Genomic DNA, 25,017 nt, shown 5'->3' with positions numbered 1-25,017 from the left:
TGGAAGTTCTTTGGGGATTTGGGAATTCTAAACTTCAAAGTAAGGGAAGGGACGGTCACTATCTAAAGGACGGTTTGGAACTTCTTGTTCTAAAATAGCGCGCCAACCAGATACCAATTCTTCAAAAGTCAGTTGTGCTTCTGGTGAAGCTGTTGTAAGCTTCCGTCCAAACCAAGCCATGGTTGCAGTTTCAAACTGAAGCATAGCGTAGTCGATTACCGGTACATTTGCCTCTTCATAATTTTCATTTACTGCACGCGCTACTTCTGCCGCTTGCGGAAGGAGTTGATTGCTGATTTTATCAACAACACTTGCGTCCATCTCTCGCCAAGAAAGTAATTGACCATCTACCTGATAAAAGAGTTCAAAGGTTTCTTGATTTTTCTTAAAATTTGTAAGAACAAAAGCACGCTCTACGGCATCGGGACCACCAACAGCCTTGACAGCGTTTATCAAAAGAAGCTCTTCCATTTCTCTCCAATAATCATCTGCTTCTTCAGCTAAATCATTTGTAAATGGTGGAACAATTTCCTCGACAGGAATTTCACCTTTATTCGCTTTTTCAACATTACCAAATAATTTTTTTAAGAATCCCATTTGCTTCTCCGTTTTCTTTTATCCAACTGACCCTTCCATTTCATAGCTAATCAAGCGGTTAAGCTCAACAGCGTATTCCATTGGAAGTTCTTTTGTGAAAGGTTCGACAAATCCCATGACAATCATCTCGGTTGCCTCAGATTCTGACAAACCACGGCTCATGAGGTAGTAGAGTTGTTCTTCTGAAATCTTAGATACCTTGGCTTCGTGCTCCAGAGCAACTTGCGAGTTGTGGATTTCATTAAATGGAATGGTATCTGATGCTGACAAGTCATCCATGATAATGGTATCACACTCGATGTGAGAAACAGATTTCTTAGAGTTCTTGTTGAAAGTCACTTGTCCACGGTAGTCAACCTTTCCTCCACCTTTAGCGATTGATTTAGAGACAATAGACGAGCTCGTATGTGGAGCATTGTGGATCATCTTAGCACCAGTATCTTGGTGTTGCCCTGCATTGGCAAAGGCAATCGAAAGCATGGTCCCACGCGCTCCTTCTCCATCAAGGTAAACAGATGGATATTTCATAGTCGTTTTGGCACCCAAGTTCCCATCAATCCACTCAACAGTAGCATCTTTTTGTGCCTTAGCACGTTTTGTAACTAAGTTATAGACGTTATCAGACCAGTTTTGGATAGTTGTGTAGCGCATGTAAGCTCCATCCAAAGCAAAGATTTCTACGATAGCCGCATGCAAGCTGTTGCTTGAATATGTTGGCGCAGTACATCCTTCTACGTAGTGGACACTTGCTCCCTCATCGACAATAATCAAGGTACGTTCAAACTGACCAGTATTTTCGTTGTTGATACGGAAGTAAGTTTGAAGCGGAATGTCTACCTTGACCCCTTTCGGTACGTAGATAAAGGTTCCACCAGACCATACTGCTGAGTTAAGGGCTGCTAACTTGTTATCTGTCGGCGGTACTAACTTCGCAAAGTATTGCTTAAACAAGTCTGGGTATTCCTTGAGGGCAGAATCTGTATCTGTAAAGATGATACCTAACTTCTCAAATTCTTTCTTCATGTTATGGTAAACTACTTCTGACTCATACTGGGCAGAAGCTCCAGCTAGATAGGCACGCTCAGCTTCAGGAATCCCGATCCGTTCAAAGGTTTCTTTGATTTTTTCAGGAACGTCATCCCAAGAACGGGCTGGTTTGTCAGATGGTTTTTGGTAGTAGATCAAATCATCAAAGTCAATCTCTGACAAGTCTGCTCCCCAAGTTTGCATGGGCATTTTCTTAAAGGTTTCGTAAGATTTCAATCGAAATTCTAACATCCACTCAGGCTCACCCTTGGCAGCAGATAATTCACGAATAACACCTTCGTTGAGTCCTTTTCCTGTCGATAGGACAGGCTCTACATCATCATGGAAACCAAATTTATATTCACCAAGGTCAATTGGTTTTGGTTCTACTCTTTCTTCAGCCATAATATCCTTTCTTTCATTATATATTTCTATGTTTCTTATTTATCTTCTTGATTTTCAATTGTTTTTTTGAGAGCATTCCAAGCTAGGGTTGCACACTTTATTCTTTGAGGGAATTTGGCAACACCTGATAAGAAAGCCGCGTCTCCAAGTTGGTCTTGACGCTCATCTTTTTGCCCTTGAACCATTTCTGAAAAAATAGTTGCTAATTCTAAAATTTCTTGCTTTGTTTTACCTAAAACTGCATCCGTCATCATACTAGCAGAAGCAGTTGAAATGGTACAACCAGAGTTTAGAAAAGCGATATCTTCCAAGCGATCTTCCTCGTTAAACTTGACAGAGAGGTTGATAACATCCCCGCAGGTTGGATTGTTGAGACTGATTTGCTCAGCATCTTCCAACTTCCCTTGGTGATGTGGATTTTTCGAATGGTCCGCTACCACTGCCATATAAAGGCTATCTAGTTTAGAAAGTGCCATTGAAAAACTCCTTTGTCTTTTGTAAGGCATCGACTAGCTTGTCACAATCTGCTTTGGTATTGTAGATATAAAAACTTGCACGAGCTGTTGCTGGAACATCCAAATACTGGAGCAAGGGTTGGGCACAGTGGTGACCCGCTCGAACAGCCACTCCTTCATAATCCAAAGCAGTCGCAAGGTCGTGAGGATGAAGGTCGCCTAGGTTAAAGGCAATGACACTTGAACGTTGAGACAAGTCCTGTGAACCATAAATGGTCAGTCCTTCAATCGCCTGCAGTTTTGGATAGACGTATGCGATTAATTCCTGTTCATGAGATTCAATGGCATCCATACCAATCTTTTCTAGATAATCCACTGCAGCAGCTAGTCCAATTGCCCCTGCCATATTAGGAGTACCAGCCTCGAATTTCCAAGGCAATTCCTTCCAACTAGCAGATTGCTCATAGACAAAATCAATCATCTCACCGCCAAATTCAACTGGTGACATTTGCTCCAGATACTTTTCTTTACCGTAAAGGACACCAATACCAGTTGGACCAGCCATCTTATGACCTGAAAAGGCAAAGAAGTCCACATCCAAGTCCTGAACATCAATCTTCATATGAGGCGTAGATTGAGCACCATCCACCACCATAATAGCTCCAACTTGGTGAGCCATTTGTGTGATTTCTTTGATCGGATTGACCACTCCTAGGACATTTGAAGCATGAGCTAGAGAAACAAACTTGACCTTGTCAGTCAATTTAGCCCTCAAGTCATCCATATCCAGAGCTCCATCCTTGAGATAGACATAGATAAGCTCTGCTCCAGCCTTACGGCAGGCTTCCTGCCATGGAATGATGTTGGAATGATGTTCCATGACAGAAATCAAAACCTGGTCTCCCTCAGTCAGGATTTCCTCAGCATAACGCGCTACCCAGTTAAGACTGGTCGTCGTTCCTCTAGTAAAGAGTACTTCCTTTGTAGAACCAGCATTGATAAACTGACGAATGGTTTCACGAGCATCTTCATAAGATGCTGTCGCACGCTCTGCCAAAGTATGAACCCCACGGTGAACATTGGCATTGTCCTGCTTATAGTAGCGGTTGATTGTTTCAAGAACTGCTAGTGGTTTTTGTGTCGTCGCAGCATTGTCCAGATAGACCAGAGGTTCATCGTTAACAATCTGGTCTAAAATTAGAAAATCCTTGCGAATCGCTTCTACATCTAACATAGGCTTCCCCTTAGCGTTTTGACAATTTTTCTTCGATAGTTGCTATCATTTCATCACGAACTTCCTTGACTGGAATCTCCACGATTACAGAACCTAGGAAACCACGAACAACCAAACGTTCTGCAGTTGCCTTGTCCAAGCCACGGCTCATGAGGTAGTACATGTCTTCAGGATCCACCTGACCGATAGAAGCCGCGTGGCCTGCAGTAACATCATTTTCATCAATCAAAAGAATTGGGTTGGCATCTGAACGTGCTTGGTCTGAAAGCATGAGAACACGACTCTCTTGTTGGGCATCTGCTCCCTTAGCACCCTTGATAATGTGGCCAATACCATTGAAGGTCAAGGTTGCTTTTTCAAGAATAACCCCATGTTGAAGAATATTTCCGATTGAGTTGCAACCATAGTTTGTCACTCGAGTATCAATCCCTTGCACCTGACGACCACTTGATAGGGCTACAACCTTAAGGTCAGCATGGCTACCATTTCCAATCAAGTCGCTATCAAAGTCTGCAACGACATTTCCTTCGTTCATGACACCAATCGCCCAGTCAATGCTTGCATCGTTGCCCAATTTACCACGACGGCTAATGTAGGCCGTAACATTTTCACCTAGACGGTCAATCGCTGCAAACTTGACTTGCGCACCAGAACGAGCAATCACTTCAACTGTGATATTGGCAGTTGCTTTTGCACTGCCTCCACCGCGTGACTCTAAACGTTCAAGATAACTAATCTTACTGTTCTTACCAGCGATGATGAGGATATGCTTGTTAAATGGCACATCGCTATCACTGTCTTGGTAGAAAATCCCTTCGATTGGCTCTGCAATCTCAACATTATCGGGAATGTAGAGAACCGCACCACTGTTAAAGTAAGCTGTGTGGTAGGCTGCCAACTTGTCATCGTCATACTTAACAGATGACATGAAGAATTCTTCTACGAGTTCTGGAATTTCTTCTAAAGCTGAGTGGAAGTCTGTAAAGACTACTCCTTGTTCAGCCAACTCAACTGGAATTTGTTCAAAAACTGTTTGAGTTCCAACTTGAACCAACTTCAAGTGATTATCTAGAGCTGTGAAGTCTGGAACATTTGCTGATGGATCACTTTCTGTAATGGTTCCATCTCCCAGATTCCAACGGTGAAATTTCACACGCTCGATAACTGGTAATTCCAAACTCTCAATCTTATCAAAAGCTTTTTGACGGAGTTCGGACAACCAGCTTGGTTCAGCGTGCATTTCTGAAAAAAGTTTAATAGTTTCTTTAGTCATTTACTTCTCCTAAAAGATACGAGGGAATTACAATTCTTCCTTGTAGTCATAGCCAAGTTCTTCAGCTAGTTTTGCGTATCCTTCACGTTCCAAACGGGCAGCCAATTCTGGGCCACCAGAAAGAACAACACGACCTTCCATCATCACGTGTACCACGTCTGGTGTGATGTAGTTCAAGAGACGTTGGTAGTGAGTGATGATCATGGCACCAAAGCCTTCACCACGCATAGCATTCACACCTTTCGATACAACTTTAAGGGCATCAATATCAAGACCTGAGTCAATCTCATCCAAAAGGGCAAAAGTTGGTTCCAACATCAAGAGTTGAAGAATTTCATTGCGTTTTTTCTCACCACCAGAGAAGCCTTCGTTTAGGTAACGCTCTGCCATTTCTTCTTTCATGTTGAGCAATTCCATTTTCTCGTCTAGTTTAGTGATGAACTCACGAACTGAAATTTTTTCGTCATCTTCTTTACCAGCATTCATAGCTGCACGAAGAAATTCAGCATTTGTAATTCCAGGAATTTCTGATGGATATTGCATAGCAAGGAAAAGTCCCATACGCGCACGCTCATCCACTTCCAACTCAAGGATATTTACACCATCAAACAAGACCTCACCTTTTGTGACTTCATAGTTAGGGTTTCCCATGATAGCTGCAGAAAGAGTTGATTTACCAGTCCCATTCGGTCCCATGATAGCTGCGATTTCTCCTGTTTTCAGAGTCAGATTGACTCCTTTCAAAATTTCTTTTCCTTCAATCTCAACGTGAAGATCTTTGATCTCTAATACTGACATGATAGTTCCTTTCTTTTTCAAACATTTTGCTCAATACTTTAGGAAATTGCTTACAATCCCTAAAAAATAGGACAAAAGGTCAATAAATATACTCTACTAGTATAACAAAAAAAAGCCTAAAAGGCTTTGATTTTGTTTAGAAGCTGGGGGCTAATCCTTGCGGTTTAGGTGCTGATCAATAGCGTCTACAATTTTTCCTATCACATAACTTAACCTAAAGTTTCGAAAGAGTAAAATCGCCCAAAAAGCTGCCATAACGTATCGACCAGTCATCAAGGATTCATTGAAAAAATAAGTCTCAGCTGCCGTGAATAACGCTATTATGATAAATTGTTGTCTATTCATAAGATTATTGTATCATGAAATCCACTTTTAGTCTTCTTCAACCATGACTTTATCAGCAAGAAATTCAAATCCTTCTGGAATCAGACTCTCTTCTTCCACCTCTTGGTCAGCTTGAGGAGACTTGTTTTTAGCTGAAAATGCTGCTCGAACCTCTTTCCATTCCTCTAGAGAAATAGCCAGAATCTCAGGTGAAAATCCAGCTGCCTGACTGAGAATATTGCCAAACATAGTATTGAGGTTATCCCGTTTCATGGTTTGACCAGCATTAAAATTAGACTCAAAGGCTAAAATAGCATGGTGTTCATTGGCCGCAACTGGTTGAGAACCTACGAGAAGAGCCTTATCTGGTCCAGCTAAACTTTCAATCACTTCTCCCCACGCATTCTGGAGGCGAATCAAGTTTTGTCGTGCCAAATCAGGATTTTCAACAGCTTCTTGCAGAATAGACTGAACTTTGTTGCGATCCACTCGATAGACTGTCTTGGAAGTGGCTGGACGACTAGGGACTGGGGCAACTTGTTTAGGAGCTGTTCCTACATTAGCAAGCTCTTGTTTGAGACGGGCGACTTCCTGTCTCAGTGCAGAAATTTCACTTTCAACAGCTCCCGAAACCGCAGATTCAGGCTTAATTTCCGCTAAACGAATGGTCATCATTTCAGCATAAATCTTAGGTTGCAAACTGGCCTTCATATCTGCTAAACTCACTGTCGCTAGACGAATCATTTCAAAGAGACTTTCCTGAGACAGAGCTAGATTGTCCATAAAAACTGGACTATGATGAGTATTTTCGCCACCTGTCTGAACAACCAGTAGATCACGCAAATACTGCAAGAGATCCGTCACAAAACGTGTCATGCTCTTGCCATTTTCAAACAATAGATTCAAAGAATCGAGCGCTTTTGAGACATCCTGTTGGGCCAAGGCGGCCACATAGTCATCTAGAGCTGATAGACTAATAGTGCCTGTAATCTCCTCAGAAATAGCCGTCGTTAAAGCATTCCCTTGCGTCAAACTCAAGGCTTGATCCAGAATAGACAAGGCATCCCGCATTCCACCTTCAGCCCGTCTAGCAATGATTTCCACAGCCTCTGGTTCAGAACTGATATTCTCTTTTGACAAAATAGTTTGGATATGGTCCTTAATATCTTGCGTTCGAATCGATTTAAACTCAAAACGTTGAACACGCGATAAAATAGTTGCTGGAATCTTATGCAATTCGGTGGTCGCTAAGATAAAGACAACATTCTGAGTTGGCTCCTCAAGAGTCTTCAAAAGCGCATTGAAGGCTCCCGTAGACAGCATATGAACCTCGTCAATAATGTAGACCTTATAACGAGCCAAACTAGGAGCATAGGTGGATTTATCACGAATTTCTCGGATTTCATCAACTCCGTTATTCGAAGCCGCATCCATTTCGATAACATCTTCTAAGCTACCTTCTGTCACAGCCTGACAAATATAGCAGTTATTGCATGGTTCCCCGTCCACTTGGTTCGGACAGTTCATTGCCTTGGCAAAAATCTTGGCTACACTGGTTTTACCAGTTCCACGAGGACCTGAGAAAAGATAAGCGTGACTAATTTTTTCCTGCTCAACAGCTTGTCTTAGAGTTTTTGCCACAACCTCTTGTCCGACTAATTGTGAAAAAGTTTGGCTTCTATATTTTCGATAAAGTGCTTGATACATTAGGCTTTCTCCTCAAACATCGTAAAGTCCCATTCTGTCTTCTCAAGCAAAATAGCGACAAATTGTTCCAAGTAATCACGGTCAATGGCATTGTAATCATCAATAAGTGAAGAATCCAGGTCTAAGACACCCAGCAATTGACCATTCTTGAGCATGGGAACCACGATTTCACTCTTGGCCATACTATCACAAGAAATGTAGTTTGGATAGGTGGTCACATCGCCAACTAAAACAGTCTCTTGAAACTCAGCAGCTTCTCCACACACGCCTTTTCCAAGCGGAATGCGAATACAAGAAACACCACCCTGAAAAGGCCCTAAAATCAACTCGCTACCATCAAACAGATAAAAACCTGAAAATACAGTATTGGGGAAGCGAGATTTTAGGAGGGCACTAGCATTTGAAAGATTGGCAAGAACATTGGTCTCACCTTCTAGTAAGTAAGAGAGTTCCTCATTTAACAATTGATATTGTGATTGTTTTTCTGAATCTAACATAGAACTATTATATCAAAAATGAGAAAGAGACAAAAGAAAAATCCCTTGTTTTAAACAAAGGATTTTGCGATTATCAATTTGATTAAAGTTCGATATCACCGAACAAGTCAGCCATTGAGAATCCTGTTTGTGTTTCTGGAAGTTCGAAATCACGTTTTTCTTGACGTTTTGGACGACGTGGACGAGCAGCGCGTTTCTCTTCTTTTTGTCCTTCTTCTTGAGCTGGACGTTCTTCAAGAGCTTTGATAGAAAGTGATACACGTTCTGCGTCAGCGTTAACATCAAGGACTTTAACAGTAACTTCTTGACCAACAGTAAGAGCTTCTTTTGGATTTTCGATACGTTTGTGTGAAATTTGTGATACGTGAACAAGTCCATCGATACCTGGCAATACTTCAACAAATGCACCGAAGTCAGTCAAACGTTTAACTGTTCCTTCTACTACATCACCTTTAGCCAATTTTTGCTCAACGCCATCCCATGGTCCAGGTGTTGTTGCTTTAAGTGAAAGTGAAACGCGTCCTTCTTCTTCGTTAAGATCAAGGATCTTCACTTCGATTTCTTCACCAACAGTTACAACTGATTTAGGTGAAACGTTACGTTCGTGTGACAATTCAGTCAAGTGAACCAATCCATCAACACCACCAAGGTCGATGAAAGCACCGAAGCTTGTGATACGAGCAACTTTACCAGTTACTACATCACCAACAGCCAATTTACCGAATACTTCAGCACGAGCTGCTGCAGTAGCTGCTTCAACAACTTCACGACGTGAAAGGATGAAGCGGTTTTCTTTAGCGTCAACTTCTTTGATTTTAGCATCAAATTCTTGACCTACGAAACGCTCAGTGTTACGTACGAAACGAGTGTCCAACATTGAAGCTGGGATAAATCCACGTACGCCTTCAAATTCTACTGAAAGTCCACCTTTAACGGCACGAGTTCCTTTAACAGTAACAACTTCTTCTTCGCGTCCTACAAGTTTGTCCCATGCTTTGCGAGCTTCAAGGCGTTTTTTAGATACAAGGTATGTAACTGTATCAGTATCTTTACCAACTACTTGACGAAGTACAAGAACATCCAATACTTCTCCTACTTTAACAAAGTCATTGATATCTGCATCGCGATCGTTTGTCAATTCGCGAAGAGTCAAGACACCTTCAACACCAGTCCCAGAGATTGCAACGTTAGCTTGAGTCGCATCAACTGTCAATACTTCAGCACTAACAACATCACCAGGCTCAACTTGGCTAACGCTATTTAGCAAATCTTCAAATTCGTTCATCTAAAAAATCCTCCAACAATCAAGTTTTTTCTAAACTTGACATACTTATAATTTTTTTCCTAAGCACCCGCAAGGACATGTTCATATCGTTCACGTCTTTCAATTATAAAAATAAAATACCCTAAGATATTTTCTTTTTATCTTGAATTTATTACCTAAGAACTGGGGTAGCTGGATTCGAACCAACGCATGAGGGAGTCAAAGTCCCTTGCCTTACCGCTTGGCTATACCCCATTGATAAATGGAGAGAGAGGGATTCGAACCCCCGAACCCGAAGGAGCGGATTTACAGTCCGCCGCGTTTAGCCTCTTCGCTATCTCTCCAATGTTTAACGAGAACTATTATATCATGAAATTTTCAATAAAACAAGTATTATTTTGTCAAATTATAGTTTTCAATCAAAATTTCCACAGCTTTTTCAAGTTTTTTATAAAAACTATCGACATTTCCATTCTTTATGATGGCAAATTGGTTATCTAATTCGGCAATTTCACCAATAACCTTTTTCCCAATCGTCAAAACGTAACCTTCATAACTGTCTTTTCCAACGGTCACTTTTGCATCTGTTAATTGAATTTCAATTTTCTTATCTTTTTTACTCATACTTTACCTCTTTTCACTTTTTCTATTGTACAAGAAAATGCGCAAACTAGCAAGAAAAAACTCCATTTCAGCCCTTACAACTGTATGGAGTTCTTCTTTATTTCATGTCATTTAGTCCACTTTGACAATCCATCCCTCTGGTGCTTCCACATCACCGAATTGGATACCGGTCAATTCATCATAGAGTTTACGTGTTACAGGACCTACTTCTGTTTCACTATAGAAAACATGGAATTCATCATCATGTTGGATGCCCCCAATTGGAGAGATAACTGCTGCTGTTCCACAAGCACCTGCCTCTACAAAACGATCCAAATTGTCAATCGGGACATCGCCTTCAATCGGTGTCAAGCCCAAGCGGTGTTCAGCCAAGTAAAGCAAAGAGTACTTGGTAATAGATGGTAAGATAGATGGGCTTAATGGCGTAACAAATTCGTTGTTCGCTGTAATTCCAAAGAAGTTGGCTGATCCGACTTCTTCAATCTTTGTATGTGTAGATGGGTCTAAGTAGATAACATCTGAAAATTGGCGTGACTTGGCCATTTTACCTGGGAGGAGACTAGCAGCATAGTTTCCACCTACCTTGGCCGCACCCGTACCATTTGGAGCTGCCCGGTCGTATTCATCCTGAATCAAGAAGTTGGTTGGGACTAAACCACCTTTAAAATAGTTACCAACCGGCATAGCAAAGATGGTGAAAATATACTCTTCTGCTGGTTTAACCCCAATAATATCCCCAACACCAATCAAAAGTGGACGAAGATAAAGGGTTCCACCTGTTCCATATGGTGGTACGTATTCCTCATTTGCACGCACAACTGCTTTACAAGCTTCTACAAACATTTCTGTCGGAACTTGTGGCATCAAAAGACGGTCACAAGTACGTTGCAGACGCTTGGCATTTTCGTCAGGACGGAACAGTTGAACACTGTCATCCTTGGTACGATAGGCTTTCAGACCTTCAAATGCTTGCTGTCCATAGTGGAGACTTGGAGAAGATTCAGAAATATGGAGAGTCGAGTCCTCTGTTAATCCCCCTTGATCCCAATGTCCATTTTTGTAATGAGCGATATAACGATAAGGTAATTTCATATAAGCAAAGCCAAGATTTTCCCAATCAATTGCAACTGTCATGTGTTTCTCCTTTATACTATTCAAACTATGTGTTCTATTCTACACTTTTCTACTAAAATTTCAAGTATTATTTGTAATTTTCTGAAAATTTTCTCAACAAAAAGAAATCAGTCACTTGGACTGTTTCTTTACAGATTTGCTTTTTCCTCTTTCAAGACTTCTTTCAGGTAAGCATCGAAAACTTCTTCATCTGAAATGGTGTCTGAGATAAAGCTTCCATTGCTAGTACGTTCTGATAGGTTCAAATCTTGCAATCGACTCTCATAGATTGTTCCCTTGTTAGATTGGACAAGCAGTGTTTGGTCGTTCTCTTCCACTTCTGTACTAAAGAGATCACCAACGAAACCTTGCTCTGCAACTGCTCCTGCTAAGAAGACACGATGCGGTTTGTTTTTTAACTCACGCAAGACTTGTAGTCCTCGTTTGGCACGGCTGGTTGCTGGAATTTCGTCAATAGAAACACGTTTTAAACTACCACGTTGGGTCAAGAGGAAGAAGGATGAGGTGTTACAGATAAAGGCGGATTGGAGGACATCATCTTCTTTCAGGTTCATAGCCTTAACACCTGCAGCCTTGGCACCGACAACAGGAACCTCTTCGATATTGAAACGAAGGGCATAACCGTTTTGGCTAATCAAGAGTACATCATCTAGTTTAATCGGAGCTACTGCTACAATCTGATCTGTCTCGTCTTTGAGCTTAGCATACTTGACAGACTTCGACTTGTAGGTTCTCCATGGAGAGAATTCTTTGCGTTCTACGCGTTTGATTTGACCAAGACGAGTTGCAGCAAAGTAGGTTGTCGCATCCTCAAACTGATCCACGACTTCAGCATAAAGGATTTCTTCGTTAGTTTCGAAGTTTGTAATGGTCTGGCTCAGATGCTCTCCGATATCCTTCCAGCGAATATCTGCCAACTCGTGGATTGGTCGATAGATGACATTTCCAAGAGTTGTAAACATCAAGAGGTGTTGCGTTGTCTTGGCAGACTGTACAAAGATCAAACGATCATCATCACGCTTGCCAATTTCTTCCAGCGTAGAAGCTGCAAAGGAACGTGGGCTAGTACGCTTGATGTAACCAGCCTTGGTCACGCTGACATAAGTATCTTCCTCGGCGATAAGACTAGCTGTATCAATCTCGATGACTTTCGCAGTGTCTTCTAAAGAACTTAAACGTGGAGTCGCAAATTTCTTCTTGACCTCACGAAGTTCTTTCTTCATGAGATTGTACATAGTCCGTTCATCACCGATAATTGCCGCAAGCATGGCAATCTTCTCACGAAGTTCTGCTTCTTCCTCCTGCAAGACAACCACATCGGTGTTGGTCAAACGGTACAGTTGCAAGGTAACGATGGCCTCAGCCTGCTCTTCTGTAAAATCATAGCTAACCTTGAGGTTCTCCTTAGCATCAGCCTTGTTCTCAGAAGCACGGATAAGGGCGATGACTTCGTCCAAAATCGAAATCACGCGAATCAAACCTTCAACGATATGGAGACGTTTTTCAGCCTTTTCCTTGTCAAAGCGGGAACGCGCCAAGATGACTTCGCGACGGTGGGCGATATAGCTAGACAGGATTGGAACAATCCCGACCTGACGAGGTGTGAAATTGTCAATCGCCACCATGTTAAAGTTGTAATTGATTTGCAGGTCAGTATATTTGAATAGATAGTTGAGAACCAGCTCTGTATTAGCATCTTTCTTGAGTTCAATAGCAATACGAAGACCATCACGGTCAGACTCATCACGAACCTCAGCGATCCCTGCCACCTTGTTATTAACACGAACATCATCGATTTTCTTGACCAGATTGGCCTTATTGATTTCATAAGGAATTTCAGTGATAACGATTTGTTCCTTACCACCTTTTAGCTTTTCAATCTCCGTCTTAGATCGAACGACCACGCGCCCTTTCCCAGTTTCATAGGCCTTCTTGATTTCATCACGACCCTGAATAATCCCTCCTGTCGGGAAATCTGGTCCAGGCAAGAATTCCATGAGCTTGTCCACCTTGGCTGTTGGGTGGTCAATCATGTAGACTGTCGCATCGATAACTTCGGCCAAATTATGTGGTGGAATATCTGTGGCATAACCAGCCGAAATCCCAGTCGAACCATTGACCAAGAGGTTTGGAAAAGCTGCTGGCAATACCGTCGGTTCTTTCTCGGTATCGTCAAAGTTCCAAGCAAAGGGAACTGTCTTCTTCTCAATGTCCTGAAGAAGATAACCGGCAATCTCAGATAAACGCGCCTCGGTATAACGCATAGCCGCAGGCGGATCCCCATCCATAGAACCGTTATTACCGTGCATTTCAACTAGAATCTCACGATTTTTCCAATCCTGAGACATACGGACCATAGCATCATAGATAGAAGAGTCACCGTGTGGGTGGAAATTCCCCATGATGTTCCCGACAGACTTGGCAGACTTACGGTAGCTCTTGTCAAATGTATTGCCATCCTTATTCATAGAATAAAGAATACGACGCTGAACCGGCTTCAACCCATCCCGAATGTCTGGCAAAGCCCGGTCTTGAATGATGTACTTGGAGTAGCGACCAAATCGCTCTCCCATGATGTCCTCAAGGGACATATTTTGAATGTTACTCATATAGGATACAGAGCCCGTAAAATACAAAGGAAATTTATCTTTTTCACACAGTATTTAGGGCATGTTCAACTCCTTTCAAAGAATGTAGAGTAGGTTTTTATAGAATAAGGGATAATTTACAGAAATTAGTCTCGTGTTCAGTTACTATATATAACCAAACGATCCTTTCTGTAGTTTAATCTTTTAAATTATATATTTTTTTTAGTTAGTGATTTGAAAGTCTCTCCTCAGCATACTCAATCATCCTCTCTGCCACTTCCTTATCATAGTCAAGACCCATCTTGTTAGCAAGGTATTGAGCTTCTTGGTGGAAATGTTTCATTGTAGCAAATAAAGGCTGAGTGATTTTGTCTAAACTGGAGAAATCAAGCAGATTTGAGAATTCCTTTTCTTTCTCAGTAGGTAAATAGTTAAAGAGATACTTGTAGTTCTTGCCAATATCGACAGTCCCCTTATCACTTGCTACCTGCCAGGCTAAGACCTTCAGGAGTTCTTGGTGACAAATCCCATAGAGATGGTCAGTAGCGTAGAGTAGTTGCTTGCGACAGATTCCTTTGACCACATAGGCAGAAACCCACCAAAATTCATTGCAGGCTTTTTCAAAATCTATCTGACTAGCTGGACTTGTCCAGTAACGCTGAGGATTTGGAGAATATGGCGCAAACAAGCCCTTAGTGTCCTCTAGCACCGTGAAATCCGCTTCGCTTTCTACCCACTCCTTGATATACTCTTTAGGACATAGAGTCAAATCAATACGGTTGCCATCTTCAAAGAGCATGAGATAGAGACGACGGTTTCCTAGGATATTATGCTGCTCAATGATACGAGCGCCAAACTGGTCCAACCAAGCAAGATTGCTTGTTAGAGTGTCTAAGTCATCCACAACATAAACCACGTCGTAATCCTGAAATTCATCTTTTGGTGCTTTTGGATTTGTCCGTGAACCAGACATAGCGACAGCCTCGACTTGTATATTTTCGGCTACCTGTAAAATTAATCTCAGCATTTGCGCTTCACTTCTATGTTGTCTGCACATATCTTTTATAGAATTACTTTTCATTGCCGTCTTGCTCCTCTTGTTTTTGGATGCCTCGTATTCTTTTCATCTCAAGTTCGCCTACTATCAATTGGATAGTTGAACAAATCCCCAAAACGATTAAAATAAAATAAAACAAATTCATATCGTTTCTATGATATATTTGAAAGCTTCTCCATAATACAAAAGTATTTACTAATGAAAGAAGGAAAAGTAAAATAGCATTGAATAGGAGTGTTATAGCAAACTTACTCTTAAAATACCTATAATGTTTTCCAATTCTATAGAGAGTATATAGTGAAAAAACAATCATCAAAGGGGTGAACACAAGTGCATAAAATAAGATAAACCCTATTCCTGAGTATGGTTTACTTTCCATTGGTAGATCTAATAGACAGATACCAATAGTGAGGATGTTCAATATAAACAAGGATACTGTGCGAGCACACTCTTTTCTACCTTTACTGGTCGTTAAATCATATATAATTCCAAAAATGGCTAGGAGAACAAGGAAAAAAGGCAACATTAATAACGTAATCAATACCGCACCTCCAATAGTTTTAGCGATTATTTACATACAAAAGATGATCGTCACCTTTACTTGAACTTCATAACTCCCCTGTCTGGTAAAGGTTATACCCTTCGTAATAACATGAACATCCACACCCTTAAAGAAACTGGCCTGAGTGAGGTCATCCGTCAGATTATTGAGGAGGAGATACTTGAGTTCTTGCCAGCATCAACTTTTAAAGTTTCAGCTGTTTTTAAAATCAGTCCAAGCATTTAGGATTCTGTTCTCATATTTCACTCCTTCATCGCTTAGAGCAGTTTGAAATTATTTTTCATTATAAATCGTAAACCATTGGCCATCTCTGACATAATCTAAGCAATTAATCACTATACCCAACCAAAAAGTATTCTGTGTCTTACTGATTTCGTTTGGTGTAATGGAGATAGAGAGGAGGAAGATAGGAAACTAGAATCATCAAAATCATTACCAAGAATGTCAACAGATGGATCTGAACTAAATTTACCACATACCATCCCAGAATACCCACAGATAGAGGACCTAAAACATAGGATAGGAAAATCAAAAAAGCCTTCCACCGTTTCTCCGGATAGACGTAACACAATCGAATCAGTGTGTATACTAAGGCTCCTGCTATCAAAGGAAAACCAATAAAAAGCATGATAGCAGACGCCACCAAAGCACTGGATTCTGAGGAATCCATATTGAATAAAAGCATCAAGATCATAAATAAAGTAAATACAATCGGTGCATATAATCCCTGGAAACTTTTTTTTCGACTGTTAATGTAGAATGCAAGAATAGCCGAGGGTAAAGAAACTAAGAAAATCAAACCCAAGTAACTACCAAAAATCGAATGTCCGGAACTATCCATTATTCATACTCCTTAAAACACTGTCGCTTCTTCCAGCGTAAACTTAACATTATCTTCAATCCATTTACGACGTGGTTCGACCTTGTCTCCCATGAGGACATTGACGCGGCGTTCGGCGCGTGCTAAGTCTTCAATTGTGACACGAATGAGAGTTCGAGTCTCTGGATTCATGGTTGTTTCCCAGAGCTGGTCCGCATTCATCTCTCCTAGACCTTTGTAGCGTTGGAGGGTAGCGCCTTTGCCGAACTGCTTGCGGAGTTCTTCTAACTCACCATCCGTCCAAGCGTAGGCCACTTCTTCTTTTTTACCTTTCCCTTTGGACATCTTGTAAAGAGGCGGAAGGGCGATATAGACATGGCCTGCCTCAACTAGGGGACGCATGTAACGGTAGAAAAACGTTAAGAGCAAGGTCTGGATATGGGCACCATCGGTATCGGCATCGGTCATGATAATGATCTTGTCATAGTTGGCATCTTCAAGGGAGAAATCTGCCCCTACACCCGCTCCGATGGTATAAATCATGGTATTGATTTCTTCATTTTTGAGGATATCTGCCATCTTGGCCTTGGCTGTATTGATAACCTTACCACGAAGAGGCAAAATAGCCTGAAACTTACGGTCACGACCTTGCTTGGCAGAACCACCGGCAGAGTCCCCCTCGACCAGATAGAGTTCATTCTTGGCAGGGTTTTTAGACTGAGCTGGTGTTAATTTACCAGACAATAAGCCCTTATCTTTTTTATTTTTCTTACCATTTCGACTCTCATCACGCGCCTTACGTGCTGCTTCACGAGCGTCACGAGCCTTGATAGCCTTACGGATAAGATTGGAAGCTAGTTCTCCATTTTCCATGAGGAAGAAAGTTAATTTTTCTGCAACAATGCTATCCACAATCGGGCGAGCTAGTGGACTTCCAAGTTTGTCCTTGGTCTGTCCTTCAAACTGGAGGTGTTCTTCAGGAACTAGGATAGAAAGAACGGCCGCTAGTCCCTCACGATAGTCTGAACCTTCAAGGTTTTTATCTTTTTCCTTGAGGAGACCTGTCTTACGCGCATAGTCATTCATGACCTTAGTGATAGCAGACTTGAGTCCTGTCTCGTGCGTTCCACCATCTTTAGTACGTACGTTATTGACAAAGGATAGAATGTTATCTGAAAATCCATCATTATACTGGAGGGCAACTTCCACTTGGAAACCATTGTCTTCGCCTTCAAAGTATAGGACTGGCGTCAAGGTTTCCTTGTCTTCATTGAGATAAGAAACAAAGTCCTGTACCCCGTTCTCATAATGGAATTCGATTGCTTCATCTGTTCGCTTATCTGTCAAAGACAAGGTCACATTTTTCAAGAGAAAGGCTGACTCATTGAGTCGTTCTGAAATGGTATTGTATTTGAAGTCAGTCGTAGAGAAAATCGTCGCGTCAGGCATGAAAGTGACTTTGGTACCTGTCTTAGACTTGGGTGCTGTACCAATTTTCTTCAAGGTTGTGACGGGTTTACCACCATTTTCAAATCGTTGTTTATAAACCGTTCCATCACGGGTGATTTCAACTTCCAGCCAACTTGATAGGGCATTAACGACTGAAGATCCCACTCCGTGGAGACCACCAGATGTCTTATAACCCCCTTGACCGAATTTCCCTCCGGCGTGGAGAATGGTAAAGATAACCTCAACGGTTGGAATTCCCATGGCATGCATCCCAGTCGGCATTCCTCGACCATGGTCTTGAACGGTCAAACTCCCGTCCTTATTGATGGTCACATCAATGCGATCACCAAATCCAGACAAGGCTTCATCGACTGCATTGTCCACAATTTCCCAGACTAGGTGATGGAGACCAGCACCGTCAGTCGATCCGATATACATCCCCGGACGTTTACGGACTGCATCCAACCCTTCTAGCACCTGAATGGCGTCATCATTGTAGTTATTAATATTGATTTCCTTTTTTGACACAAGGAACCTCCTATTTGTTCATCTTTACTATTTTACAGGTTTTCTAAGGATTTTGCAAAATTTTTCCCATTCAGCTGTCACAATTTCACAGGATATTCTCTGACTTTCTATACCATTTCATGGTATAATAGGTCTATGATGACATTTGTATTATTAATTCTAGCTTATTTGCTAGGTTCGATTCCGTCTGGTCTATGGATTGGACAAATCTTTTTTCAAACAAATCTGCGTGAACATGGTTCTGGAAATACTGGAACGACCAATACTTTCCGTATTTTAGGTAAGAAGGCAGGTATGGCAACCTTTGTGATTGACTTCTTTAAAGGAACCTTGGCCACTCTACTTCCTATTCTTTTCCACCAACAAGGTGTATCACCTCTTGTCTTTGGACTTTTGGCCGTAATAGGACATACCTTTCCTATCTTTGCAGGGTTTAAAGGGGGCAAGGCTGTCGCAACAAGCGCTGGAGTTATTTTCGGATTTGCGCCTGTTTTTTGTCTCTATCTAGCAATCGTATTCTTTGGAACCCTCTATCTAGGTAGTATGATTTCACTATCTAGCGTTGTTGCTTCTATTGCTGCTGTAATTGGAGTTCTGATTTTCCCACTATTGGGGTTTATCTTAAGTAGCTATGACCTTCTTTTTATCGTAATTATCTTAGCTCTTGCTAGCTTGATTATCATTCGTCACAAGGATAATATCACACGCATCAAAAACAAAACTGAAAATCTTGTCCCTTGGGGATTGAACCTAACCCATCAAAATCCTAACAAATAAAACGCCAGTTTAAACTGACGTTTTTTTGTATGCTTATTTTGATTTGATGTAGTTGATCCCATCTGCCTTAGGAGCAACTGCTTTTCCGAAGAAGGCTGCCAAGACAAGAATTGTCAAAACATAAGGCGCGATTTGAAGGTATACCGTAGGAACTCCTTGCAAGAAAGGAAGTTGAGATCCAATAACGGCCAAACTTTGAGAGAGTCCAAAGAAGAGACTTGAAAGCATAGCACCGATTGGATTCCATTTACCAAAGATCATCGCAGCAAGAGCGATAAATCCAGGACCGACAATAGTTGTCACTGAGAAGTTGACAGAAATTGATTGAGCATAAATCGCTCCCCCAATTCCACCAAGGAATCCTGAAATGATAACTCCAAGATATCGCATCTTGTAAACGTTGATTCCCAAGGTGTCCGCTGCTTGAGGGTGTTCACCAACCGAGCGAAGTCGAAGACCAAAGCGTGTTTTGAAAAGGATAAACCATGCTAAGAATGAGAAGGCAATCGCAAGGTAACCAAGTAAACTTGTTGACTTGAAGAAGATATCTCCAATGATTGGGATATTAGCTAGAATTGGAAAATCAAAACGTCCAAAAGTCTGGGTTAGATTATCCGTTTGTCCTTTGTTATAAAGAACCTTGACCAAAAAGACTGCTAAAGCGGGCGCCATCAAGTTCAATACCGTACCACTGACAACATGGTCCGCACGGAAGTGAACAGTCGCTGCTGCGTGAATGATGGAGAAGATTGCTCCAACAAGTCCCCCAACTAATAAGGAGATCCATGGAGTTACTGCTCCAAGTTGTTCTGCAAATTCAAGGTTAAAGACTACTCCAGAAAAAGCACCCATAACCATAATTCCTTCAAGACCAACATTGACAACACCAGCACGTTCAGAGAAAACGCCTCCGATACTTGTAAATACAAGCGGTGCTGAATAAATCAACATGGATGATACCAAGAGGGTTAGCATTGTTGTAATAGACATACTTACTTACCTCCTTTTACTTGTTTTTTTGGTTTGACAAAGCGCTCGATTAGGTAGTGAACGCTGACAAAGAAGATAATTGATGCTGTTACGATACTAACGAGCTCTGAGGGCACTTGCGCCGCATTCATACCAGGTGCGCCAACTTGAAGAACACCAAATAGAAAGGCTGCAAATAGAATTCCAATTGGTGAATTTGAAGCTAGTAGACTAACTGCCATACCATTAAACCCGATAGCCAATGAAGAACCTTGGACATATACGTTTTGGAAAGTTCCTAGACCTTCGACTGCTCCACCTAAACCTGCCAATGCTCCTGAGATAATCATCGAAAGAATGATTGTACGTTTTGCAGAGATACCTGCGTATTCAGAAGCATTTGGGTTAAGACCAACTGCACGAATTTCAAAACCGAGAGTTGTTTTCTTGAGCAAGAACCAGATGACTCCTACAGCAATTATTGCAAAGAAAATCCCGATATTCATACGTGAATTTCCAGTCAACTCAGACAACCATTGCGTCTGGTAGGTTGCATTTGCACTGACACGAATCGTTGAGTCTGTACTTTGCATGATATCTTTAGGGAAGGCATGAATAAAGGCATTTCCCACATACAGTACAATGTAGTTCATCATGATAGTCACGATAACTTCTGACGTACCCAGATAGGCTCTGAGGATACCTGGAATCGCACCAACAATTCCACCTGCAATCAAAGCGATAATCACTGTTAATGGAATCAAGATGAGACGCGGCATATCAGGATTTGACAAAGCAAACCAACCACTGAGGATCCAACCTGCAAGAGCTTGACCTGGCAAACCGACGTTAAAGAAACCTGCACGACTGGCAACCGCAAAACCAAGACCAATCAAGACTAGAGGCCCCATGGCACGGAAAATTTCACCTACTCCACGAAGACTACCAAAGGCTGTGTAGAATAATTCCTCATAACCCCAAATAGCATCGTAGCCGAAAATCCACATGACAATAGCTCCAAGCAGGATTCCTAAGAATACAGAAATCAAGGGAACCGAAATTTGTTGTAATTTTTTAGACATCACTCTTCTCCTTTCCCAAGCTTCCGCCAGCCATCAAGACACCAAGTTCTTGTTTATTGGTTGTTTCTGGTGTCACAACACCTTGAATCTTCCCATCGTGGATAACAGCGATGCGGTCAGAGACATTCAAAATCTCATCCAATTCAAAGCTGACAACAAGGACTGCCTTACCATTATCACGGGCTTCAATCAAGCGTTTGTGAATGTACTCAATGGCACCAACGTCCAAACCACGTGTTGGTTGGCTAACAATGAGGAGATCTGGGTCACGGGTAATCTCACGGGCGATAATGGCCTTTTGTTGATTTCCCCCTGAGAGAGCTGCTGCTGGAACAAACTCACTAGCAGCACGAACGTCAAATTCTTCCATCAATTTCTTAGCATGAGAAGTAATATTGGCATAGTTCAAGATACCATTTTTACTGAGCGGTTCTTTGTAATAGGTTTGAAGAGCAATGTTTTCCGAAATCATCATATCCAAAATCAAACCATCACGATGACGGTCTTCTGGAACGTGCCCCACACTCATCTCAGTAATTTGTCGAGGATGCATACCGACAACTGACTTGCCTTTCAAATCAATGCTACCAGACTCAACTTTCCGAAGACCTGTGATAGCTTGAATCAGTTCTGACTGACCATTTCCGTCAATACCCGCAATACCAACAATTTCACCAGCACGAACATCCAAAGAAAGGTTCTTCACAGCTGGTACGCCACGGTTTTCATTGACAACTAGGTCTTTGATAGACAAGACCACATCTTTCGGCTGGGCTGCTTGTTTGGCTGTCTTAAAGGATACGGAACGTCCAACCATCATTTCAGCCAAATCTGCATTGGTCGCTCCTGCAATTTCAACAGTCTCAATAGATTTTCCTCGACGGATAACCGTAACACGATCAGAGACTGCACGGATTTCATCCAACTTGTGGGTAATCAAGATGATGGATTTACCTTCTTTAACAAGGTTTTTCATAATGGCCATCAACTCATCAATCTCCGAAGGAGTTAATACCGCTGTAGGTTCGTCAAAGATAAGGATATCAGCACCACGATAGAGTGTTTTCAAGATTTCTACACGTTGTTGGGCACCAACGGAAATATCCGCCACCTTAGCAGCAGGATCCACTGCCAAACCATAACGTTCAGAAAGAGCCTTGATTTCTTTAGTAGCACCAGCTATATCTAGCACACCATTCTTAGTGATTTCACTCCCTAAAATGATATTTTCAGCTACTGTAAAAGCTTCAACCAACATAAAGTGTTGGTGAACCATTCCGATTCCCAAACTAGCAGCTTTAGATGGCGAGTCTAGTTTTACAACCTGACCATTCACCTCAATCTCACCACTAGTTGGCTCAAGAAGTCCCGCCAGCATATTCATTAGAGTGGATTTACCCGCTCCATTTTCTCCTAAAAGTGCATGGATTTCACCTTTTCGCAGTTGCAAGTTGATTTTGTCGTTTGCTACAAATTCACCAAACACCTTGGTAATATCCCGCATCTCAATGACATTTTCGTGTGCCATATGCTCTTCCTTTCAGAGGTTTATTTTATTTCAATAAAACCTGCTAATCACATTAACAAGCTCTATTGAGACAAAAATTGTCTCAATTCTTAAAGAAGCGACCGATGGCCGCTTCCTAAGAAATGACTTTTATCCATTATTTTTCAGGAACTTTAATGCTTCCGTCAAGAATTTTAGCTTTTGCATCTTCAACAGCTTTTTTACCTTCTTCTGAAAGGTTTGTTATTGCCAAGTCAACCCCTTTATCTTTCAATGAGTAGACGATCACTTGTCCACCAGGGAATTCACCTTTTTCAGTTTTGTTAGCAATATCTTTTACAGTTGTACCAACTTGTTTCAAAGTAGAAGCAAGGACAAAGTTAGATTCTTTACCGTCTTTAGAAGTGTATTTACCTTCTTCCACTTGGTCACGGTCAACACCGATAACCCAAACTTTTTCATTTTCTGGACGGCTTTCGTTGAGTGATTTCGCTTCAGAGAAGACACCTGCTCCAGTACCACCTGCTACTTGGTATACAACGTCAGCACCTGCAGCGTATTGTGCAGCAGCGATTGTTTTACCTTTAGCAGCGTCACCGAATGAACCAGCGTAGTCTACTTGTACTTTGATAGATGAGTCAACTGATGCAACACCTGCTTTGAAACCAGCTTCAAAACGTGAGATAACTTCAGATTCCATACCACCTACAAAACCGATTTGTTTTGTCTTAGTTGTTTTAGCAGCTGCAACACCTGCAAGGTAAGCTGCTTCGTTATCCGCGAAAGTAACACTTGCAACGTTCTTTTGATCTTTGATTACGTCATCGATCAAAACATAGTTCAAGTCTGTGTGCTCTTTTGCTGCTTCTTCAACTGCATTGTGAAGGGCAAAACCAACACCGAAGATCAAGTTGTAGCTTCCAGCTGCTTGTTGCAAGTTGTTAGCATAGTCTGCTTCACTTGTTGATTGGAAGTAAGTGTAACCTTTATCTTTAGAAAGGTTGTGCTCTTTACCCCAAGCTTGAAGACCTTCCCAAGCTGATTGGTTGAATGATTTATCATCAACACCACCAGTGTCCGTTACGATTGCAGCTTTTGTCTTCACAGTTGAAGATGAATCTGCGTTACGAGAAGAGCGATTACCACATGCAGCAAGTCCAAATGCTGCTACTGCAACTAGACCAAGGCCTAGCCATTGTTTCTTGTTCATTACTGAACCTCCTAAATAAGATACGCAACGATGTTGCAAGTATGGATTGTTTGGTCACAAGGACCCTTGCCACTCAGTGAGCAGCACAGACTAGTTCAAGTCTGTAAATGAGTATGGAAGTAACTCCCCGACCGTCATCTCGACCGTCGTTTTATCTTTGGCGACAAGCGTCACCTTTAGATCTTGTTCAAAAAACTCAACCATGACTTGGCGACAAGCTCCACATGGTGAGATAGGTTTCTCAGTCTGACCGTAGACAATCAATTCTGAAAACTCCCGTTGTCCCTCAGAGACTGCTTTAAAGATAGCTGTACGCTCCCCACAGTTAGTCAAGGGATAACTAGCATTCTCGATATTGACACCCGTATAAATGCTACCGTCCTTGGCAACTAAGACAGCTCCGATTGGAAAGTGAGAATAGGGAACATAGGCATTCTTGCTGGTTTCAATTGCTAGTTCAATTAACTCAGTAGTCGCCATCAGCCAATTCTCCTTTTAAGATTGCTACACCAGCGGATGTTCCAATACGGGTAGCACCTGCTTCCACAAAAGCAACGGCATCCGCATATGAACGAGCTCCACCAGCCGCCTTAACACCCATATCTGGCCCGACTGTTTTACGCATCAACCGAACATCCTCAATAGTGGCACCAGCAGTTGAAAATCCAGTTGATGTTTTGACAAAGTCAGCTCCTGCTTTCTGGGATAATTGACAGGCCATAACCTTTTCTTCGTCAGTCAATAAGCAAGCTTCAATAATAACCTTCACTAGCTTGTCGCCACTTGCTTCTACGACAGCACGAATGTCTGATTCAACTAAATCACGATTTCCTGATTTGAGGGCACCGACATTGATAACCATATCAATCTCATCTGCACCGTTTTGAACAGCTTCTTTTGTTTCAAAAGCTTTGACAGCTGAAGTTGTTGCTCCCAAAGGAAAACCAACTACTGTACAAACCTTTACATCTGAACCTTCAAGCCCCGCCTTTGAATAAGCAACCCAAGTCGGGTTAACACAGACACTGGCGAAATCATACTCACGCGCTTCAGATAGCAAACGATCAATTTGTTCTTGACTTGCATCTTGTTTTAAAAGCGTATGATCAATGTATTTATTTAATTTCATA

24 protein-coding genes and 2 tRNA genes are annotated in these 25,017 nt (G+C 41.7%); 2 read left to right on the top strand and 24 right to left on the bottom strand.

Translation table 11 applies throughout. The features are described 5' to 3' along the window. Positions 1-27: 27 nt before the first annotated feature. From SNAG_RS04440 to SNAG_RS04360, 17 genes are all read right to left on the bottom strand, one after another. Complete coding sequence (locus tag SNAG_RS04440; RefSeq protein WP_096406907.1) at positions 28-597, bottom strand: hypothetical protein; 570 nt, start codon at positions 595-597, stop codon at positions 28-30. A gap of 18 nt (positions 598-615) precedes the next feature. Further along, positions 616-2,028: a Fe-S cluster assembly protein SufB gene (sufB, locus tag SNAG_RS04435; protein ID WP_096406905.1), complete on the bottom strand. Its 1,413-nt coding sequence runs from the start codon at positions 2,026-2,028 to the stop codon at positions 616-618. Positions 2,029-2,063: 35 nt separating this feature from the next. Beyond that, positions 2,064-2,504 carry a Fe-S cluster assembly sulfur transfer protein SufU gene (gene sufU, locus SNAG_RS04430; RefSeq protein ID WP_096406902.1) on the bottom strand — a complete coding sequence of 147 codons (441 nt, stop codon included), beginning with the start codon at positions 2,502-2,504 and terminating at the stop codon, positions 2,064-2,066. Continuing rightward, positions 2,491-3,717 (bottom strand): cysteine desulfurase, encoded by a 1,227-nt coding sequence (locus tag SNAG_RS04425; RefSeq protein WP_096406899.1) that lies wholly within the window; start codon positions 3,715-3,717, stop codon positions 2,491-2,493. Before SNAG_RS04425 ends, sufU begins: the two co-directional genes overlap by 14 nt. Before the next feature lie 10 nt (positions 3,718-3,727). Then, positions 3,728-4,990 (bottom strand): Fe-S cluster assembly protein SufD, encoded by a 1,263-nt coding sequence (gene sufD / locus SNAG_RS04420; RefSeq protein ID WP_096406897.1) that lies wholly within the window; start codon positions 4,988-4,990, stop codon positions 3,728-3,730. 27 nt (positions 4,991-5,017) lie between these two features. After that, the gene (gene sufC / locus SNAG_RS04415) at positions 5,018-5,788 is read right to left on the bottom strand and encodes a Fe-S cluster assembly ATPase SufC (RefSeq protein ID WP_000114489.1); all 771 of its coding nucleotides are present in this window, start codon (positions 5,786-5,788) and stop codon (positions 5,018-5,020) included. Between the two features lie 150 nt (positions 5,789-5,938). Further along, positions 5,939-6,133, bottom strand: a complete 195-nt coding sequence (locus tag SNAG_RS04410; protein ID WP_096406895.1) for a DUF3272 family protein — start codon at positions 6,131-6,133, stop codon at positions 5,939-5,941. 27 nt (positions 6,134-6,160) lie between these two features. After that, a complete protein-coding gene (gene dnaX, locus SNAG_RS04405) occupies positions 6,161-7,819 on the bottom strand; it encodes a DNA polymerase III subunit gamma/tau (RefSeq protein ID WP_096406892.1) in 1,659 nt (552 codons plus the stop codon). Further along, entirely contained in the window at positions 7,819-8,316 is a 498-nt protein-coding gene (locus tag SNAG_RS04400) for a GAF domain-containing protein (protein ID WP_096406890.1), read from the bottom strand. Before SNAG_RS04400 ends, dnaX begins: the two co-directional genes overlap by 1 nt. 82 nt (positions 8,317-8,398) lie before the next feature. Further along, complete coding sequence (rpsA, locus tag SNAG_RS04395; RefSeq protein ID WP_001001616.1) at positions 8,399-9,601, bottom strand: 30S ribosomal protein S1; 1,203 nt, start codon at positions 9,599-9,601, stop codon at positions 8,399-8,401. A 162-nt stretch (positions 9,602-9,763) separates the two neighbouring features. Continuing rightward, a tRNA-Gln gene (locus tag SNAG_RS04390) sits at positions 9,764-9,835 on the bottom strand. Positions 9,836-9,843: 8 nt separating this feature from the next. Further along, positions 9,844-9,924: transfer RNA gene (locus SNAG_RS04385), tRNA-Tyr, on the bottom strand. Between the two features lie 49 nt (positions 9,925-9,973). Next, complete coding sequence (locus tag SNAG_RS04380; protein WP_000037105.1) at positions 9,974-10,204, bottom strand: DUF2969 domain-containing protein; 231 nt, start codon at positions 10,202-10,204, stop codon at positions 9,974-9,976. A gap of 111 nt (positions 10,205-10,315) precedes the next feature. Continuing rightward, positions 10,316-11,353, bottom strand: coding sequence for a branched-chain amino acid aminotransferase (locus SNAG_RS04375; protein WP_331712108.1), 1,038 nt, complete (start codon positions 11,351-11,353; stop codon positions 10,316-10,318). Positions 11,354-11,466: 113 nt separating this feature from the next. Further along, positions 11,467-13,947, bottom strand: a complete 2,481-nt coding sequence (parC, locus tag SNAG_RS04370; RefSeq protein ID WP_096406885.1) for a DNA topoisomerase IV subunit A — start codon at positions 13,945-13,947, stop codon at positions 11,467-11,469. Positions 13,948-14,152: 205 nt separating this feature from the next. After that, positions 14,153-15,007, bottom strand: a complete 855-nt coding sequence (locus tag SNAG_RS04365; protein WP_096406882.1) for an aminoglycoside 6-adenylyltransferase — start codon at positions 15,005-15,007, stop codon at positions 14,153-14,155. Further along, positions 14,997-15,509 carry a hypothetical protein gene (locus SNAG_RS04360; RefSeq protein WP_096406880.1) on the bottom strand — a complete coding sequence of 171 codons (513 nt, stop codon included), beginning with the start codon at positions 15,507-15,509 and terminating at the stop codon, positions 14,997-14,999. The genes SNAG_RS04365 and SNAG_RS04360 overlap by 11 nt, the downstream gene beginning before the upstream one ends. A gap of 75 nt (positions 15,510-15,584) precedes the next feature. On the opposite strand from SNAG_RS04360, the gene SNAG_RS10035 reads away from it, so the two are divergent. After that, complete coding sequence (locus tag SNAG_RS10035) at positions 15,585-15,770, top strand: potassium transporter TrkA (protein WP_157740115.1); 186 nt, start codon at positions 15,585-15,587, stop codon at positions 15,768-15,770. A gap of 628 nt (positions 15,771-16,398) precedes the next feature. Here the strand turns inward: SNAG_RS10035 and parE are convergent. Then, positions 16,399-18,342: a DNA topoisomerase IV subunit B gene (parE, locus tag SNAG_RS04345; RefSeq protein WP_096406875.1), complete on the bottom strand. Its 1,944-nt coding sequence runs from the start codon at positions 18,340-18,342 to the stop codon at positions 16,399-16,401. 135 nt (positions 18,343-18,477) lie between these two features. On the opposite strand from parE, the gene plsY reads away from it, so the two are divergent. Beyond that, the gene (gene plsY, locus SNAG_RS04340; RefSeq protein WP_096406872.1) at positions 18,478-19,119 is read left to right on the top strand and encodes a glycerol-3-phosphate 1-O-acyltransferase PlsY; all 642 of its coding nucleotides are present in this window, start codon (positions 18,478-18,480) and stop codon (positions 19,117-19,119) included. A 33-nt stretch (positions 19,120-19,152) separates the two neighbouring features. On the opposite strand, the gene SNAG_RS04335 is transcribed toward plsY, so the two are convergent. From SNAG_RS04335 to deoC, 6 genes are all read right to left on the bottom strand, one after another. Next, positions 19,153-20,109, bottom strand: coding sequence for an ABC transporter permease (locus SNAG_RS04335; RefSeq protein WP_096406869.1), 957 nt, complete (start codon positions 20,107-20,109; stop codon positions 19,153-19,155). A 2-nt stretch (positions 20,110-20,111) separates the two neighbouring features. Continuing rightward, positions 20,112-21,170: an ABC transporter permease gene (locus tag SNAG_RS04330; protein WP_049536349.1), complete on the bottom strand. Its 1,059-nt coding sequence runs from the start codon at positions 21,168-21,170 to the stop codon at positions 20,112-20,114. Beyond that, positions 21,163-22,698 (bottom strand): ABC transporter ATP-binding protein, encoded by a 1,536-nt coding sequence (locus SNAG_RS04325; RefSeq protein WP_096406866.1) that lies wholly within the window; start codon positions 22,696-22,698, stop codon positions 21,163-21,165. The genes SNAG_RS04330 and SNAG_RS04325 overlap by 8 nt, the downstream gene beginning before the upstream one ends. Before the next feature lie 136 nt (positions 22,699-22,834). Then, the gene (locus SNAG_RS04320; protein WP_096406864.1) at positions 22,835-23,887 is read right to left on the bottom strand and encodes a BMP family lipoprotein; all 1,053 of its coding nucleotides are present in this window, start codon (positions 23,885-23,887) and stop codon (positions 22,835-22,837) included. Positions 23,888-23,977: 90 nt separating this feature from the next. Next, on the bottom strand, positions 23,978-24,367 hold the full coding sequence (locus SNAG_RS04315; RefSeq protein ID WP_000246106.1) for a cytidine deaminase: 390 nt from the start codon (positions 24,365-24,367) through the stop codon (positions 23,978-23,980). Beyond that, positions 24,354-25,016: a deoxyribose-phosphate aldolase gene (deoC, locus tag SNAG_RS04310; protein ID WP_096406861.1), complete on the bottom strand. Its 663-nt coding sequence runs from the start codon at positions 25,014-25,016 to the stop codon at positions 24,354-24,356. Before deoC ends, SNAG_RS04315 begins: the two co-directional genes overlap by 14 nt. Between the last annotated feature and the right edge of the window lies 1 nt (position 25,017).

It is taken from the genome of Streptococcus sp. NPS 308, assembly GCF_002355895.1.
Classification (GTDB): domain Bacteria; phylum Bacillota; class Bacilli; order Lactobacillales; family Streptococcaceae; genus Streptococcus.
This window is presented reverse-complemented; position numbering and strand designations above follow the sequence as displayed.